Origin of the sequence: Bacteroides sp. OF04-15BH (assembly GCF_003477995.1) — a bacterium.
Taxonomy (GTDB): Bacteria; Bacteroidota; Bacteroidia; order Bacteroidales; family Bacteroidaceae; genus Paraprevotella.
The window spans coordinates 1-16,753 of record NZ_QUEM01000019.1 but is presented as its reverse complement, the minus strand read 5'-3'; the positions used below and the strand labels follow the sequence as shown (position 1 = coordinate 16,753).

The window sequence follows — 16,753 nt, the reverse complement described above, 5'->3', positions numbered from 1 at the left end:
ACTTTTGTTCGGGGAATGGCTCCCTAGCTCAACTGAATAGAGCATCTGACTACGGATCAGAAGGTTACAGGTTTGAATCCTGTGGGAGTCACTTATTAAGGATGGTTCCGTAGCTCAGCTGGATTAGAGCAACGCCCTTCTAAGGCGTGGGTCTTGGGTTCGAGTCCCAACGGAATCACTCTTTTTTTGTTTATATAAGGATGGTTCCGTAGCTCAGCTGGATTAGAGCAACGCCCTTCTAAGGCGTGGGTCTTGGGTTCGAGTCCCAACGGAATCACGGTATCAGAAAAATCATTTTGATTTTTCTTTTTTTGTTTTTATACGGGTCTTGTTCATTGCGGACCTTCATATATCATTTCCTTTGACTTTATCGGTTCAAATAAAACATCCTGATGATTTTGGAAAACGATCACAATCAATGATGAAGATCATCCTGATGATTTTAAAGAATGTCTGTAGCGGATGATTTCGGAATAAAATATGGTTCTTATAAAAAGATATCGGGAGCGCAACCAGTTAAGGTGCGCTCCCGATGTCTTTTTATGGATTAATGTCTCTTCTCCAGAAGAACGACATTCTCTACATGCTGTGTGTGAGGGAACATATCTACCGGGCGGATGGCACAGACTTTGTATTTGCTGTCCAACAAGCCCAGGTCGCGTGCTTGAGTGGCCGGGTTGCAGCTTACGTAAACGATGCGCTCCGGTTCGGCAAACAGCAGTGTGTCGATCACGTCCTGATGCATACCGGCTCTTGGAGGGTCGGTGATGATCACATCTGGCTGTCCGTGAGTCTCGATGAATTCCTTGTTCAGAATATCCTTCATATCACCGGCATAGAACAGAGTGTTGTTGATGCCGTTGATTTCCGAATTGACTTTTGCGTCTTCAATCGCCTCGGGTACATATTCAATACCGATTACCTTGCGGGCACTTCGTGCCACAAAGTTAGCGATGGTTCCGGTACCGGTATACAGGTCGTAAACCAGTTCGTTTCCGGTGAGACCGGCAAATTCACGGGCCACCTTATATAATTCGTAGGCCTGCTCCGTGTTGGTCTGATAGAAACTCTTCGGGCCCACCTTGAATTTCAGGCCTTCCATCTCCAGGAAGATGTGGTCTTTGCCTTTGAAGGTCACGACATCCAGATCGCCAATCGTATCATTGTACTTCTGATTGTTTACGTAGAGCAGGGAAGTGACTTCCGGGAAGTTGTCGCCGATGAACTGCATGACCTGAAGAGCCTGTTCCTGCTCCTTGTCGTTGGTGATGCAGAATTGCATGAGCACCATCAGCTCTCCGGTGTTTGAGTTGCGGATCATCATGTTGCGCATCAGACCTTCGTGGTTGCGCTGGTCGTGGAAGGAGAAGCCCTGTTCGTTACAGTAGTCTCTCACCGCGTTGCGGATGCGGTTGTTGATGTCATCCATCAGCCAGCACTTGTTGATAGGCAGGATTTTGTCGAATGATCCCGAAGTGTGGAAGCCCACAGCGTTGTTGGTGTCGAAAGTGGTGTCCTGCTCGATTTCCTGCGCTGTGAACCAACGCTTGTTGGAAAAGCCGAACTCCAGTTTGTTGCGGTAGCAGGTGGTGTGGATAGAACCCAATATCGGAAGCATTTCCGGCAGTTCCACCTTGCCGATGCGGCTCAGGTTGTCCCACACTTGCTGCTGCTTGTATTTGATTTGCTCCTCATAAGGCAGGCATTGCCATTTGCATCCGCCGCAAACCCCATAGTGTTCGCAGAACGGAGTGGCACGTTTCTCGGAATACTGATGAAACTTGATTGCTTCTGCCTCGCAGTAGCGGTGTTTCTTCTTTTTGATTTTCAGATCTACCACATCTCCCGGAACTACGTAAGGAACGAAGATGACCATGTCGTTTACCTTGGCCAGTGCTTTTCCCTCTGCAGCCACATCGGTGATGGTGATATTCTCCAGAATAGGTAATTCTTTTCTCTTGCGAGCCATAATTTAAATTTTATTAGTTCACTCTCTTTTTGTCAAATGCCGACAAAAGTAATAAAAAAAACTGATAGTTCTCTGTATATCCGTCCAGGATATGCTGCCGGCCGTCGGTTTTTCTTTTTCTGTCCTCCCGTTCCGGCAATCTGCTCTTCAGTCCTGATACAGGTATCGCTTGATACTTTTCTTTGCCGTCTTTTCAAATTCCTCGTTGCGGAATACGATTTTCGTGATCTGGGAATATGCCGGCAATTCTTTGTTCAGTTCGATGCGGTTTTGCTCCAGCATGTTCATCAGCTGCTGTTCGTTGTAGCCGTTTTCCAGAGCCTCGTTCAGGTCCGGATAGATAAGGGCTACCAGTTTGCTTTGGCTCATGATGACCAGCGACTCATTGACGTATGGCATGTTGTTCAGCTTCGATTCAATCTCTTCCGGATAGATATTCTGTCCGTTGGTGCTCAGAAGCATGTTCTTGCAGCGGCCTTTGATGTAGACGTCCCCTTCAGGAGAGATTACGGCCGTGTCACCGGTGTGCAGCCATCCTTCAGCGTCGATAATCGCCTCGGTGGCTTCCGGATTCTTGTAATAGCCCAACATCAGGTTTTCGCCGCGGCAGACCAGTTCGCCCGGCACCTTGTCCGGTTCGGGACTCAGCACCTTGGCTTCCATGCGGTGAGCCACCTTGCCGCAAGACATGTAGGCCGTTTCCTTCCACGTGCTGTGGCAGATAATTGGTCCGCACTCCGTCATGCCGTATGCGATGGAATAAGGGAACTTGATGTTTCGTACGAAAGCTTCCACTTCGGCATTGAAGGGGGCGCCGCCGATGATGACTTCCAGAATGTTGTCGCCAAACAGACGCAGGCTCTCCTGGCGTGCTTTCTCTTTGAGATGTTCACTGATAATCGGCAGTTTGAGCAACAGCTTGCCCAGCTTGCTGTCTACCTGCGGCAGAATCTCCTGCTTGAAGAGTTTTTCGATGACCAGCGGCACGCATGAGATGATGCGCGGACGGATGGCGGCTACAGTCGTCTTGATGATTTTCGGAGACGGCATGCGGGTCAGGAAGTAGAGATGTGCTCCGGCGCTGATGCCGTACAGGAAGTCATACACCAGTCCGAAAACATGACCCATGGGCAGCATGGATACAATATTGTCGCCCGGCTTGAGACCGATGGTATCCTTGCAGAAGATGATGTTTGACAGGATGCTGCGGCAAGGGAGCATCACACCTTTGGAGAATCCGGTGGTTCCGGAAGTGTAGTTGATGATGACCAGCGATTCGGGAGAATCCTCTTCTTTATAGGAAATCATGTCCGGCGTGAAGCGGTTGGGGGATTTCTTTCCGAACAGTTCGTTCAGGTGCTCGCGTGCGAACGACAGCTTCTCCGAGCGCGATGTCAGCAGGCTGAAATCGTTCACGCAGATAACTCCTTCGAGATGCGGCATTTCCTCCTCGTTCAGGTTTTCCCATACATAATCGCCGGTAAAGAGCAGGCGTGCTTCCGAGTGGTTCACGATGTTGTGGATGTTGTCCGGCTTGAATTCGTGCAGAATGGGAACGATGACTGCTCCATAACTGATTGCTGCCAGAAAAGTGACGCACCAGTTGCCGCAGTTGCGTCCGCAGAGCGCCACTTTGTCACCCGGTACGATGCCGGCGTTCTCCATCAGAATGTGCAGCTTCTCTATTTTTCGCGCCACATCCTTATATTGCAACGTCTCTCCGTTGAAGTCGGTCAGCGCTTTCAGATTCCAATTGTTTTTTATGCTGTTCTCAAAAAGTTTTATCAATCCTTTTTCCATGTTGTATTGCAGCTATGTTTTGGTTATCAGGGGCAAAAATACGAAATAAAACTTACAATCCGATGCTTTTTTGTATTGAAAACACACAAAACGTAATGAAAATAGCGGCGCTCTGCAGTGTCGGCGGAGTTGCCGGCTGGCAAAATCACACAAAAAAATGGGTCGGGCGCCTCGGATAAAAGAAAAAATGAGTACTTTTGCAGCGAAATTTAAAAACTTAAACTTAAAAAAGAAATGGCTGGGTATTTAGTAGAAGATGTCCGTAAAGTGACAACACACAGATTAATCGAAATGAAGGGCCAGGGTAAAAAGATTGCCATGCTTACTGCTTATGACTATACAATGGCTCAGATTGTAGACGGTGCCGGAGTAGACGTCATCCTTGTAGGCGACTCGGCTTCGAATGTTATGGCCGGAAATACCACAACACTTCCTATCACACTCGATCAGATGATCTATCATGCCACCTCCGTGATGCGTGGTGCCAAAAGAGCGCTGGTGGTTTGTGATATGCCTTTCGGTACTTATCAGGTGAACCCGACAGAGGGTGTTACCAATGCCGTGCGCATCATGAAGGAAAGCGGATGCGACGCGCTGAAGCTGGAAGGTGGAGCAGAAATCATTGACACCGTGAAGGCTATTCTGGCTGCCGGTATTCCTATTATGGGCCATCTGGGTCTGACTCCGCAGAGCATCAACAAGTTCGGAACTTATGCCGTGCGTGCCAAGGAAGAGGCCGAAGCACAGAAACTGATTGAAGATGCTCATCTGCTGGAAGAAGCAGGCTGCTTTGCTTTGGTATTGGAGAAGATTCCTGCTGTGCTGGCTGCCCGTGTGGCTTCTGAATTGACTATTCCGGTGATTGGTATCGGTGCCGGTGGTGAAGTGGACGGTCAGGTGCTGGTCGTTAACGACATGCTGGGAATGAATAAAGGTTTCTCGCCGAAATTCCTGCGTCGCTATGCCGATCTGCATACAGTCATGACTGATGCTATCGGTCAGTACGTCACGGATGTAAAAGACCGTGATTTCCCGAGTATTAACGAACAATATTAATTGTGGCAGACATACAGAATAATCCTTCTTTGTGGAAATCCTCCTTTGTAACCATCCTGGTGGTCAATCTGTTGACCGGTATCGCCATGTATGGACTGTTGCTTACAGAACCCTGGGTTCTGGGGCGCTATTTTCAGGAGAATCTTTCTGTTGCCGGAGCTGTCGTTTCGGTCTTTGGCGCCGGAATTTTCCTGTTCGGTCCGTTTGCGAATTACTGGCTCGACCGTTACAAACGTAAATCAGTGGTGCTGTGGGCGCAGTTCTTCATGCTGCTCTTTACGGTGGCTACGCTTTACCGTTTGCCGGAATGGATGTATATCGCGGCCCGCTTTATGCAAGGTGCGGCCTACGGTCTGTTTCAGATAGCTCTGGGAGCTACTCTTCTGATCGACCTGACGCACACCAAGAAACGGACCAAGGCGGCTTATTGGTATTATTGGGTGACCCGCTTTGCGCTGGCGTTGGGACCATTGGCGGCATTGGTGCTGAATCTGTATTTTGATTGGGAGAATGTAATCTGGCTTCCGGCTTCCATGCTGTTGCTGTCCTGGTTGCTCATCCTGCAGCTTCATGTGCCGTTCCGCACTCCGCTGGAGCCCAAATGCTTTTCGCTCGACCGATTCTGGCTGCCCCGTGCCAAGATTCTGTTTTTTACGCTGGTTCCGATCAGTTTCCTGTTGGGACTGCTCCTGCCGCGTAATTACACGGTCTATTTTTATGGTTGGCTGTTCGGAGGCTTCATCCTGTCGCAGGCCATTCATTACTTCTTTTTCCGGACAAGAGACAGCCGCTTGCTGATGCTGTTGGGCTTTGTGGCCCTGATTCTTGTCTATGTCATCAATCTGCTTGTGCCGGAACCGGATGTTGTGCCCTTTACCGGGCTTTTGGCCGGTGCGGGTGGCGGTCTGCTGACAAGCCGCTATCTGATCTACTTTATGCGGGTAGCGGAGCATTGCGAACGGGGTACAGCCCAAAGTTCCTATATGTTGGGCTGGGAGAGCGGTCTGTGTCTGGGTATGTTAGGAAGCTCGCTTCTATTGCCCCGGAACGCACAGATTGTATATTGGATAGGCCTGGCGGTGGTTCTGCTGTTGGCGGTGTTTTATTTTGCAAAAGTGCACCGTTGGTTCTTGACACACAGTCGCAAGGGTATGTAATACATAAAAACAGAGAAATCGGATCTTGCCGGAGATTATGTAGTCCGGCAGGTCCGATTTTTTTCGTTTTGCATCGGGATTCATGAAATCCCTATGATTTTGTTTTCAGATTCTCAATAAAATTACTATTTTTGCGGCAATTTGAGAAAATCGATTCAGAAAGTTTAAAAAAATCAGATATATGGCAAAGAAATTCACAGAACGCACAAATTTGAACCTCTCTGAGGTGAACAAAGAAGTGCTTCGTCAGTGGGATGTAGATGATGTGTTTCATAAAAGTATGACAGAGCGCGAGGGCTGTCCTTCTTTCATTTTCTTTGAGGGACCTCCTTCTGCCAACGGTCATCCGGGAATCCATCACGTACTGGCCCGTTCCATAAAGGACACTTTCTGCCGCTTCAAGACCATGAAGGGTTTTCAGGTGAAGCGTAAGGCAGGATGGGATACACACGGACTGCCGGTAGAGTTGGGCGTGGAGAAAGAATTGGGTATTACCAAGGAAGATATCGGTAAGACCATCTCTATCGAGGATTACAACCGCAAGTGCCGTACCAATGTGATGATGTTTACTCAGGAGTGGACTGATCTGAGTCACAAGATGGGTTACTGGGTTGATATGGAGCATCCATACATCACATACGACAATAAATATATCGAAACTCTGTGGTGGTTGCTGAAGCAGCTGTATGGCAAGAACCTGCTTTACAAAGGTTATACCATCCAGCCGTATTCACCGGCAGCAGGTACCGGATTGAGCTCTCACGAGTTGAACCAGCCGGGTTGTTACCGCGATGTGAAGGATACCACCGTTACCGCACAGTTCAAGATGCTGGATCCGAAACCGGAAATGGCCGAGTGGGGAACTCCTTATTTCCTGGCATGGACAACAACTCCTTGGACTCTGTCTTCAAACACAGCTCTGTGTGTGGGTCCTAAGATTGATTACGTATGTATCCGTACTTATAATATGTACACCGCCCAGCCTATCACGGTGATTATGGCTAAGGCTCGTGTATCCGCTTACTTCAATCCGCAGGGTGAGGGTGCCGATCTGTCTGCTTACAAGGCAGGTGACAAGGTAATCCCTTATCAGATTGTTGCTGAATACACCGGAGCTGATCTGGTAGGTATGCGCTATGAGCAGCTGTTGCCTTGGGTAACTCCGGAGGGAGATGCCTTCCGCGTGATTCCGGGTGACTATGTAACTACTGAGGACGGTACCGGTATCGTACATATCGCTCCGACCTTCGGTGCTGATGATGCCCAGGTTGCCAAGGCTGCCGGAATTGCTCCGATGCAGCTGATCAACAAGAAGGGTGAAGCCCGTCCGATGGTAGACCTCACCGGTAAGTTCTATCTGATTGACGAGTTGGATGAGGAATTTGTCAAGAACCACGTGAACGTGGAAGCCTACAAACCTTGGGAAGGATGCTTCGTAAAGAACGCTTACGACGATAAGAAGACCGAGAAGGATGAGACTCTCGACGTGACCATCTGCATGGATCTGAAGCAGAACAACAAGGCCTTCAAGATCGAAAAGCACGTGCACAATTATCCGCACTGCTGGCGTACCGACAAGCCGATCCTGTACTATCCGCTCGACAGCTGGTTCATCAAGAGTACAGCCGTTAAGGAGCGTATGATCGAACTCAACAAGACTATTCTGTGGAAACCGGAATCAACCGGTACCGGACGTTTCGGCAAATGGTTGGAGAATCTGAATGACTGGAACCTGAGTCGTAGCCGTTACTGGGGTACTCCGCTGCCAATCTGGCGCTCGGAAGACGGTGAGGAAATCTGTATCGGCTCTGTAGAAGAACTTTATCAGGAGATCGACAAGGCTGTTGCAGCCGGTGTGATGACCTCAAACCCATTGAAGGAAAAAGGATTTGTTCCGGGAGACTACTCTCAGGAAAATTATGATAAGATCGATCTGCACCGTCCGTTTGTGGATGATGTGGTGCTGGTTAGCCCGAGCGGAAAGCCGATGAAGCGTGAGCTCGACCTGATTGACGTTTGGTTTGATTCAGGTGCCATGCCATACGCACAGATTCACTATCCGTTCGAGAATAAGGAACAGTTCGACGCCCGCGAGGTATTCCCGGCAGATTTCATCGCCGAGGGTGTGGACCAGACCCGTGGTTGGTTCTTTACGCTCCATGCCATTGCTACCATGGTATTCGATACAGTAGCCTTCAAGGCCGTTATCTCTAACGGACTGGTATTGGATAAGAACGGAAACAAGATGTCCAAGCGTTTGGGCAACGCTGTTGATCCGTTTGAGTCTATCGAGAAATACGGTTCTGATGCCGTGCGCTGGTATATGATTACCAACTCATCACCTTGGGACAACCTGAAGTTCGATGAGGCTGGTGTTCAGGAAGTGAGCCGTACTTTCTTCGGCAAACTGTTCCAGACCTATTCGTTCCTGACTATGTATGCCAACGTAGACGGATGGTGCTACGAAGAGGCAGATGTGCCGATGAACGAGCGTCCGGAAATCGACCGTTGGATTCTGTCTGAGTTGAACTCTTTGATCAAGAATGTGGATGCCTGCTACAACGACTATGAGCCGACCAAGGCCGGTCGTCTGATTCAGGACTTCATGATCGATAACGTAAGTAACTGGTTCGTTCGCTTGAGCCGTAAACGTTTCTGGGGTAGCGCGATGAGTACCGACAAGCTTTCTGCTTATCAGACTCTGTATACCTGCCTGGAGACTGTTGCCAAGCTGATGGCTCCGATTGCTCCATACTATGCAGACCGTCTTTACACCGACCTGACTGCAGCAACCGGACGCAACGAAGGTGGAAAGAGCATCCATCTGACCACTTTCCCGCAGTGCGACGAAAGCAAGATCGACCGTGTGCTGGAGAATCGTATGGAACTGGCGCAGAAGATTACCTCTATGGTGCTGTCTCTGCGTAAGAAGGAAAAGATCATCGTACGTCAGCCGTTGCAGTGCATTGCCATTCCGGCTACCGATGCCCAGCAGAAGGAGAATATCGAAGCCGTTAAGCAGCTCATTCTGGATGAGATCAATGTGAAGGAACTCCAGTTTGTAGACGGTAGCGGCATGCTGGTTAAGAAAGTGAAGTGTAACTTCCGTACCATGGGTAAGAAATACGGCAAGCTGATGAAATCAGTAGCCGCATTGGTTGATGCCATGACTCAGGAGCAGATTGCCGCTCTCGAGAGCAACGGAAATATCAGTCTGACCTTGCCGGAAGGCGAGCCTGTAGAGGTTTGTCTGGAGGATGTGGAAATCTTCAGCGAGGATATTCCGGGATGGACTGTAGCCAACGAAGGCAGTGTAACTGTCGCTTTGGATATCACCATCACCGAAGAACTGAAGAACGAAGGTGTGGCCCGTGAGATTATCAAGGCCATCCAGACACAAAGAAAGGAAAGCGGTCTGGAGATTACCGACCGCATTCAGGTTCAGATTGTGAACAGCCCGCTGGTGAGCAGCGTTGTCGAGAAGTTCGGCGACTATATCAGTGCACAGGTGTTGGCAAACTCTATTGAGCTTGTTGACAGCCTGGAGGGTGCGCTCGAAGTAAGTCTGGACGGTGAGACTGTCCTGCTGTCTCTTTCAAAAGCATAATAATCCGGAGTGCCTGGACTGCAAAGCCCAGGCACTTTGTTCCATAAATAATCTACTATTAACTTAAAAAGAAGTAAACCATGAGTGAAAAGACACGTTACAGTGATGAAGAGTTGGAAGAGTTCAGAACACTGATTTTAGAGAAACTGGAATTGGCCAAACGTGACTATGAGGATATGATGGCTTCTCTGATGAACCGGGACAACAATGGCGTGGATGATACATCGCCTACCTACAAGGCGATGGAAGAGGGTGCCTTGACTCAGTCAAAAGAAGAACTGACTACCTTGGCTGCCCGTCAGCAGAAATTCATACAGGGCCTTCAGGCTGCGCTGGTTCGTATTGAGAACAAGACCTACGGTATCTGCCGTGAAACCGGTCGCCTGATTCCCAAGGAGCGTCTGCGCGCCGTACCTCATGCCACACTGAGCATCGAGGCCAAGAATATGAAAAATAGAAAAGATTAATGACAAGAAAAATTAAAAAGACTTCATACGGCCGTTATGCTCTTCTGATCATAACGGCGGTATTGGTGATAGACCAGTGGATAAAGATTTGGGTCAAGACCAATATGTATATGTATGAGCGCATCCACATAGCCGACTGGTTTTACATTCTTTTCACCGAGAATCCCGGTATGGCTTTCGGATGGGAGTTTATGGACAAGATATTCCTGACTCTGTTCCGCATTGTGGCGGTGGCGCTGATTTCCGTATACATGTATCGGGTTATCCGCAAGCGTCAGGCCCCTTTCGGCTATATCGCGTGTCTGTCGCTGATATTGGCCGGAGCTGCGGGCAACATCATTGACTGTGTGTTCTACGGACAGATTTTCAATAATCCGCCAGCCCCTCTGGTGGCCGAGATGGTTCCTTACGGAAGCGGTTATGCTCCCTTGTTCTACGGAAAGGTGGTGGACATGTTCTACTTCCCGATCATCCGCACCACCTGGCCCGACTGGATGCCGGTTTGCGGCGGCGAGTCCTTTGTGTTTTTCAGTCCCATCTTCAATTTTGCCGATGCGGCAATCAGTTGTGGCATCATAGCCCTGTTGTTGTTTTACCATAAGCGAATCAATCTGTGATGAATCATTCTTTCAGAAATAAAGAAACGTTTCGCAGATCCGTGGGGCATAGACTTTTGCCGCTCGGTCTGGTCAGTCTGACCGTTGGCTCTGTGCTGATGTCCTGTAAGTCCGACCGGTCCGACGGGGTGATTCCCGAGTCCACGATGGAGGATCTCCTCTACGACTATCATGTGGCGCAGGCTATGGCCGAATCCCGTCCGGACAGCGTGGACTACTACCGCTATCTGTATGTGCGGAGTGTGTTTGAGAAGTATGGAGTGACCGAGGCGGTATTCGATTCCTCTATGGTGTGGTATTCAGCCAACGCCTCTTATCTGGCCGAGATGTATACCCGTATCAACGAGCGCTATGCCGCCGAGCTGGAAGCTTTGGGCAGTAGCGTGAACAAGAGCGACCTGTATAATTCGCTGACAGCCAACGGAGATACGGCCAATATCTGGCACGACACCAATTTCTGTCTTCTGCGCCCCGGAACGTCGGACAGCCATTATTCCTTTACGATAGAGGCCGATACCAGTTTCTATCCGGGTGATGATGTGCTGTGGCAGTTCAACAACTTCTATGTGTATCAGGAAGGAGCGCGTGAGGCATACGCGGCTTTGATTGTGCGCTATGACAATGATTCGGTGGCTTCGGTATATCAGTATCTGAGCAACAGCACGACGACCGATCTGACCATCAAGGCACCCGGTCAGGAGCGCATCCGTTCGCTTACCGGATTTGTGTATCTCACCAGTTCGGACACCGAGCAGAAGAATGTGTTCCGCATGATGATGCTCAACAACTTCAAGCTGATCCGTTTCCACAAGAAGCCTGAAGAGCTTAAGGCCGACACGACGGCTACTGTTGCCGACAGCCTGAAGCAGGACAGCGATTCTCTGGCACAGGATTCTCTGAAGATGCGTCAGATTCCGGCACGCGGTGCTCAGGAACGTATTTCTCCGAAAGAGTTGCGCGACAACCAGACCGTGGAGCGCAAGATCCGTGTTGTTAAGGAGAAACCTTACTCCGTGCGTCGGCGCCGATAAGTGATTAAAGAAAGAAAAACGAAAAATGAGAAAATTTGCAGCACACCGGTTATATCTTTCCGCCACGGAAATGGTGCCGGGACCGGTAGTCGTGCAGCTCACTTCCGAGGGGCTGGTGGCCGGATATGAAATCCTTTCGGCCGAGCAGCCTGCTGTGGAATGGCTGGGTGGTGTTTTTCTGCTTCTGCCCGTATCGGAGACTCCGGCATCCGGTGCAGAAGATTTTAAGTCCTGGTATGGCTCGGTGTGCCCGGCCTATCATCCGGAATGCGGTTCCTATGCCCTGTGGCATGTGAGCGGCATTCCGGTAGATGCCGGTCTGGCAGCAATACCTTCTACGGCTCCCCATCGTTTGGGGTAGCCGTTTTTTTATGCCCTGCGGCGAAATTCCGCACACACGATGGCTGTTGCGATGGCCACATTCAGGCTTTCGCTGGTGGGTCGGTCCTGCGGGAAGCTGGGAATATACAGGCTGTCTGTGATCAGAGCACGCATTTCCGGGCTCAACCCCTTTCCTTCGTTGCCCATCACAATCAGACCCTTGTTTTTCAGGTCCCGTTCATACATGTTTTTTCCTTCGAGCAATGTTCCGTAGATCGGATAGTCGAGTTCTCCCTGCTTCAGGGTTTCCACCAGTGGCAGATAATGGATGCGCACCCGGGCAATGGCGCCCATTGTGGCCTGCACGGTCTTGGGATTATACACGTCGGCAGTGCCCGGCGAGCAGAAGATGTCTTCGATGCCAAACCAGTCGGCCACCCGGATGATGGTGCCCAGGTTACCCGGGTCCTGCACATCGTCGAGCGCCAGACACAGACGTTGCCGGGCGCAGGTATGCAGGTCGGTGTCGTGATGCGGGATGGCGAAAACTCCCAGTACCTCCTGTGGTGATTTCAGGAAGCTGACGCGCCGCAGCTCCTCTTCATTGACCTCCACGAGTTCCGTGTCCGGGTTGTGGCGCACCACCTCCTGACGGTGTGCGTGCAACCATTCTCCCGTAGCCACCAGCATGCGGCATTGGAAGTACGGCATGATATCCTGCACCAGTTTCGGTCCTTCGGCCACGAAAGCCTCGCTGGCCTTTCTGAACTTTTTCAGTTCCAGTCCTTTTATGAATTTAATCTGATTTTTGCTGATCATGAGTTATTCTTGCGTGTTATGATTTGCAAAGGTAGGAAAAAATAAAAAATCATCCCAAAGACTTTTTAAATTCATCTCAATGATTTTGGAGAAACATTGAGATGAATTTTTTCGGGCGTCAGGCCCGAATATTTTACAGAATGCCGTTTGTGGTTTACTTCAAATCTTATACCTTTGCAAGACACACAAGCAAATCTATGAAATATTCCGTCAAGATTATATTCAGCCTGACGCTGATGCTTCTTCTGTATGGCTGTTCGGCTACCAAGTTCATCCCCGAGGGCTCTTACATGCTCGACAAGGTGAATGTGCAGTCGGAAGACAAGAGAGTGAAGCCCAATGCGCTGAAAGGCTATATCCGTCAGCACCCCAATTCCCGCTGGTTCAGTCTGGTCAAGGTGCCAATGGGACCTTATGCCCTTTCGGGCAAGGATTCCACCAAGGCCATCAACCGTTTTTTGCAGCGTATCGGTGAGATGCCGGTGGTCTACGATTCACTCGAAGCCGAGCGTACGCGGGTCAGCATTGAAGCAGCCGTGCGCAATATGGGCTATCTCCGTGCGCGCACGGAAACCGAAACGCAGATCAAGGGCAAGAAACTGAAGCTGAATTTCCGGGTCATGCCAGGCGAACTTTATGAAATCCGTAACTTTACGTATGAGATAGCCGACAGTGTACAGCAGGGACTCTATGAGCGCGATTCGCTGAACCGCCTGCTGCATGCCCAGATGCCGTTCGACATGAACCGTCTGGAAGAGGAGCGTGTGCGCATCACCTCGCTGTTTCAGAACAACGGCTATTATCTGTTCAACAAGGATTATATCCGGTATGAAGCCGACAGTACGGTGCAGCCTCGTCGGGTGGATGTGAAAATGATCATCGCCCCGCCGGCCGAGGCCGATTCTGCCTCCTCGCTGCACCGCCGTTTCCATATCGGAAGGGTAGGGGTGTTCTGCGATGTGGAGTCGGGCGACACACTTCCTTTGCGGCACACCGAGAAGAACGGATACAATATTTATTTCCGCAATCACCTTAAAGTGCGTCCTTCGGTGCTGGCCGACCGTATCGCTTTGGAGCAGGGACAACTGTATCGGGAAGCAGATGTGCAGGCCACCTACAATAATCTGGGACGCCTTTATTCCGTGCTGTCCACCAATGTGCATCTCACTCCGCGCGACAGCAATGTGCTCGACTGCCGTGTGGCCGTTACGACCAACCGTCCGCACTCGTTTGGAGTGGAGCTCGAAGGTACCAACTCGGCCGGAGACTTGGGTGCTGCTCTGGCATTGTCCTATCAGAACCGAAATCTGTTTCACGGTTCCGAACTGCTCACCTTGAAAGTGCGTGGTGCCTTTGAGGCGATTACCGGACTGGAAGGATATGCCGATCAGAACTATATGGAAATCAGTGCCGAAGCCGGACTGACACTCCCGAATCTGAAGCTGCCATTGTGGAAACGCCATCCGGCCGCTGTGGAGTCCAGCTCCGAAGTGTCGGTGATGTATGACTCGCAGAACCGTCCGGAGTTTCATCGGCGTGTGCTCACCGGAGCCCTGCGCTATCGCTGGACCAACAAGAAAACCCGTATGCAGCACCGTCTGGACCTGGTGGATCTGAACTATATCTTCATGCCCTGGATTTCGGAAACCTTCAAGAATGATTATCTGGATGATGAAGAAAACCGTAACGCCATCCTGCGTTACAATTACGAAAACCTGTTCATTGTGAAACAAGGTTACAGTCTGGTCTACAACTCACGGGGAGATGCCGGTCCGAACGCCAGTTACGGAAAGAATGCCACGGCCATACGTTTCAACCTCGAAACGGCGGGCAACCTGTTTTATGGATTGAGCAATCTGTTCCGTGCTTCGAGAGACAACAGCGGCCAGTTTACGCTCTTTAATATCGCTTACGCACAATATGTGAAGGGCGATTTGGACTTCAGTCGCAGTTTCAAGTTTGACGAGCGCAACTCGCTGGCCATTCATGCCGCCTTGGGAATTTCCTATCCGTATGGAAATTCCACGATTCTGCCTTACGAAAAACGCTATTTCAGCGGAGGTGCCAACAGTGTGCGCGGCTGGAATGTGCGTGGATTGGGTCCCGGAACCTATACCGGAACCGACGGCCGTATTGACTTTATCAATCAGACGGGTGACATCAAACTGGATCTGAGTATGGAATACCGTACCTTCCTGTTCTGGAAACTTCACGGAGCCGTGTTCCTCGATGCCGGAAACATCTGGACGATAAGAGCCTACGAAGACCAGCCCGGAGGCCAGTTCCGCATCAACAGTTTCTACAAGCAAATCGCTTTGGCCTACGGACTGGGTCTGCGACTGAATTTCGACTTCTTCATTCTCCGTCTGGACGGAGGTATGAAAGCCGTGAATCCGGCCGGGAAAGTGCATGCAGACCGCTATCCGCTGATACACCCCAATTTCAAGCGGGACTTCACTTTACACTTTGCAGTGGGCCTTCCATTTTAACCAGCCATTTCCCGTCCCTCTTGATGAGCGGAATCCTAAATGTCATTTCCTGAGCCATGGTTGCCTGCCGTTCCAGCGAATCGGTGAGCAGCACATGGCTCAGATTGCATACGGCCACAGCCGTGCTGTCGTTTCTGAAAGTCAGGTCGTCCAGTTCGCTTTCAGCCAGTCGCTGTTCCCGGTTGTAGACTTCCAGGTCCTTTTCGGTGATGTTCGAAGCCTTGAAGCGTATCCAGGGATAAGATTCCGGCGCGCAGAAAGAGGCAGCCCGGTCAAAGTCCATATTGAAAAAAGCCGCAGAGAATCCTTCGGCAGTCAGTTTGGCCTGTTCGTATTCCTTTTCCATGTTTCCGCCACATGCAGAGGCCATGACACCCAGCAGAATAAGTTTCCAGGAGGCAATGTTCTTCATTGTTATTAAGTTTTGAATGTCCGACAAAGATACAAAAAGATTTGTCTGTTCCTCGTCTTATTCGTATATTTGCATTAAATATAAACATTATGTTCAAATTTATTTGCTTGGGAAGCGGCAGCAGCGGCAACTGCTACCTGCTCTTCTCAGAAAACTATGGTATATTAATAGATGCAGGAATAGGAATCAGAATATTGAAAAAGCACTTGCGAACCTTTGGTATGGGGCTGGACCGCATCAAGGCTGTGCTGATTACGCACGATCACGCCGACCATATCAAGGCGGCAGGCTATCTGTCGAAGGACTACAATGTGCCGATCTATGCCACGCACGAAGTGCATCAGGGCATTGACCGCAACTATTGTGTGACGACCAAGATACAGGGGCCCAACCGGGTGGAAATCCAGAAGAATGTGCCCTTTCAGATTGAAGACCTGGAGATCATGGCCTTTGATGTGCCGCACGACAGTTCGGACAATGTGGGCTACAGCGTGTCTTTTGAGGGCAAGACGTTTTGCCTGATTACGGATGCCGGCGCTCCGACTCTGGAAATGGAAGAACAGATCAAGAATGCCGACTATCTGGTGCTGGAGTCGAACCACGACACGGATATGCTGATGATGGGTCCTTATCCGGCACATCTGAAAGGAAGAATCTCCGGAGGACGGGGACATTTGTCCAACCGTCAGGCTGCCGAACTGCTGGCCCGTTCTGTATCGGAAAAGATGAAGCAAGTGTGGCTTTGCCATCTGAGCGAAGAGAACAATCATCCGGAGCTGGCCAAGAAGACAATGGACAGCGTGCTCCGCTCGTATGGCATGATTATGAATAAGGATTTCCGTGTAGATGTTTTGAGACGAAAAATCCCTTCAGAGATACATGATTTATAATTTCTGAAAAAAAAACTGCCGAGAAATTTGGAGGTCTCAAAAAAACTTCCTACCTTTGCACTCGCAAACGAAAAAGAATGCGTCCTTAGCTCAGTTGGTAGAGCAATTGACTCTTAAT

General features: G+C 50.0%; 13 protein-coding genes and 3 tRNA genes. 12 read left to right on the top strand and 4 right to left on the bottom strand.

Going from position 1 to position 16,753, the window contains the following annotated elements; genetic code table 11:
- Positions 1-17 precede the first annotated feature (17 nt).
- The 3 genes from DXA74_RS09625 (at position 18) to DXA74_RS09615 (ending at position 277) form a co-directional block, all read left to right on the top strand.
- Positions 18-91: transfer RNA gene (locus tag DXA74_RS09625), tRNA-Arg, on the top strand.
- 12 nt (positions 92-103) lie between these two features.
- Positions 104-178, top strand: a tRNA-Arg gene (locus DXA74_RS09620).
- A 24-nt stretch (positions 179-202) separates the two neighbouring features.
- A tRNA-Arg gene (locus DXA74_RS09615) sits at positions 203-277 on the top strand.
- Positions 278-547: 270 nt separating this feature from the next.
- Here the strand turns inward: DXA74_RS09615 and rlmD are convergent.
- Positions 548-1,969, bottom strand: coding sequence for a 23S rRNA (uracil(1939)-C(5))-methyltransferase RlmD (rlmD, locus tag DXA74_RS09610; protein ID WP_118527044.1), 1,422 nt, complete (start codon positions 1,967-1,969; stop codon positions 548-550).
- 147 nt (positions 1,970-2,116) lie between these two features.
- Positions 2,117-3,769, bottom strand: coding sequence for an AMP-binding protein (locus tag DXA74_RS09605; protein WP_118527042.1), 1,653 nt, complete (start codon positions 3,767-3,769; stop codon positions 2,117-2,119).
- Between the two features lie 234 nt (positions 3,770-4,003).
- Here DXA74_RS09605 and panB point away from each other — a divergent pair, with 234 nt between their 5' ends.
- The 7 genes from panB (at position 4,004) to DXA74_RS09570 (ending at position 12,065) form a co-directional block, all read left to right on the top strand.
- Positions 4,004-4,825 carry a 3-methyl-2-oxobutanoate hydroxymethyltransferase gene (gene panB / locus DXA74_RS09600; protein WP_118527040.1) on the top strand — a complete coding sequence of 274 codons (822 nt, stop codon included), beginning with the start codon at positions 4,004-4,006 and terminating at the stop codon, positions 4,823-4,825.
- 2 nt (positions 4,826-4,827) lie between these two features.
- On the top strand, positions 4,828-5,982 hold the full coding sequence (locus tag DXA74_RS09595) for an MFS transporter (protein ID WP_118527038.1): 1,155 nt from the start codon (positions 4,828-4,830) through the stop codon (positions 5,980-5,982).
- A 181-nt stretch (positions 5,983-6,163) separates the two neighbouring features.
- Complete coding sequence (gene ileS / locus DXA74_RS09590; protein ID WP_118527036.1) at positions 6,164-9,589, top strand: isoleucine--tRNA ligase; 3,426 nt, start codon at positions 6,164-6,166, stop codon at positions 9,587-9,589.
- An 80-nt stretch (positions 9,590-9,669) separates the two neighbouring features.
- Entirely contained in the window at positions 9,670-10,056 is a 387-nt protein-coding gene (locus tag DXA74_RS09585) for a TraR/DksA C4-type zinc finger protein (protein WP_118527034.1), read from the top strand.
- Complete coding sequence (locus DXA74_RS09580; protein WP_118527032.1) at positions 10,056-10,673, top strand: lipoprotein signal peptidase; 618 nt, start codon at positions 10,056-10,058, stop codon at positions 10,671-10,673. The genes DXA74_RS09585 and DXA74_RS09580 overlap by 1 nt, the downstream gene beginning before the upstream one ends.
- A 41-nt stretch (positions 10,674-10,714) precedes the next feature.
- A complete protein-coding gene (locus tag DXA74_RS09575) occupies positions 10,715-11,704 on the top strand; it encodes a DUF4296 domain-containing protein (protein WP_158576053.1) in 990 nt (329 codons plus the stop codon).
- 25 nt (positions 11,705-11,729) lie between these two features.
- The gene (locus DXA74_RS09570; RefSeq protein WP_118527028.1) at positions 11,730-12,065 is read left to right on the top strand and encodes a hypothetical protein; all 336 of its coding nucleotides are present in this window, start codon (positions 11,730-11,732) and stop codon (positions 12,063-12,065) included.
- A gap of 8 nt (positions 12,066-12,073) precedes the next feature.
- On the opposite strand, the gene DXA74_RS09565 is transcribed toward DXA74_RS09570, so the two are convergent.
- Positions 12,074-12,844 carry an RNA methyltransferase gene (locus DXA74_RS09565; protein ID WP_118527026.1) on the bottom strand — a complete coding sequence of 257 codons (771 nt, stop codon included), beginning with the start codon at positions 12,842-12,844 and terminating at the stop codon, positions 12,074-12,076.
- 197 nt (positions 12,845-13,041) lie between these two features.
- Here DXA74_RS09565 and DXA74_RS09560 point away from each other — a divergent pair, with 197 nt between their 5' ends.
- Entirely contained in the window at positions 13,042-15,333 is a 2,292-nt protein-coding gene (locus DXA74_RS09560; protein ID WP_118527122.1) for a BamA/TamA family outer membrane protein, read from the top strand.
- On the opposite strand, the gene DXA74_RS09555 is transcribed toward DXA74_RS09560, so the two are convergent.
- Positions 15,299-15,745 (bottom strand): hypothetical protein, encoded by a 447-nt coding sequence (locus tag DXA74_RS09555; protein WP_118527024.1) that lies wholly within the window; start codon positions 15,743-15,745, stop codon positions 15,299-15,301. The genes DXA74_RS09560 and DXA74_RS09555 overlap by 35 nt on opposite strands.
- An 89-nt stretch (positions 15,746-15,834) precedes the next feature.
- Between DXA74_RS09555 and DXA74_RS09550 the strand changes: the two genes are divergently transcribed.
- Positions 15,835-16,635, top strand: a complete 801-nt coding sequence (locus tag DXA74_RS09550; RefSeq protein ID WP_118527022.1) for an MBL fold metallo-hydrolase — start codon at positions 15,835-15,837, stop codon at positions 16,633-16,635.
- The last annotated feature ends 118 nt before the right edge of the window (positions 16,636-16,753 follow it).

Coding starts and splice junctions, on each gene's coding strand:
- rlmD (WP_118527044.1), bottom strand. CDS start 1,969: ATGGCTCGCAAGAGAAAAGAATTACCTATTCTGGAGAATATCACCATC.
- DXA74_RS09605 (WP_118527042.1), bottom strand. CDS start 3,769: ATGGAAAAAGGATTGATAAAACTTTTTGAGAACAGCATAAAAAACAAT.
- panB (WP_118527040.1), top strand. CDS start 4,004: ATGGCTGGGTATTTAGTAGAAGATGTCCGTAAAGTGACAACACACAGA.
- ileS (WP_118527036.1), top strand. CDS start 6,164: ATGGCAAAGAAATTCACAGAACGCACAAATTTGAACCTCTCTGAGGTG.
- DXA74_RS09585 (WP_118527034.1), top strand. CDS start 9,670: ATGAGTGAAAAGACACGTTACAGTGATGAAGAGTTGGAAGAGTTCAGA.
- DXA74_RS09580 (WP_118527032.1), top strand. CDS start 10,056: ATGACAAGAAAAATTAAAAAGACTTCATACGGCCGTTATGCTCTTCTG.
- DXA74_RS09570 (WP_118527028.1), top strand. CDS start 11,730: ATGAGAAAATTTGCAGCACACCGGTTATATCTTTCCGCCACGGAAATG.
- DXA74_RS09565 (WP_118527026.1), bottom strand. CDS start 12,844: ATGATCAGCAAAAATCAGATTAAATTCATAAAAGGACTGGAACTGAAA.
- DXA74_RS09560 (WP_118527122.1), top strand. CDS start 13,042: ATGAAATATTCCGTCAAGATTATATTCAGCCTGACGCTGATGCTTCTT.
- DXA74_RS09555 (WP_118527024.1), bottom strand. CDS start 15,745: ATGAAGAACATTGCCTCCTGGAAACTTATTCTGCTGGGTGTCATGGCC.
- DXA74_RS09550 (WP_118527022.1), top strand. CDS start 15,835: ATGTTCAAATTTATTTGCTTGGGAAGCGGCAGCAGCGGCAACTGCTAC.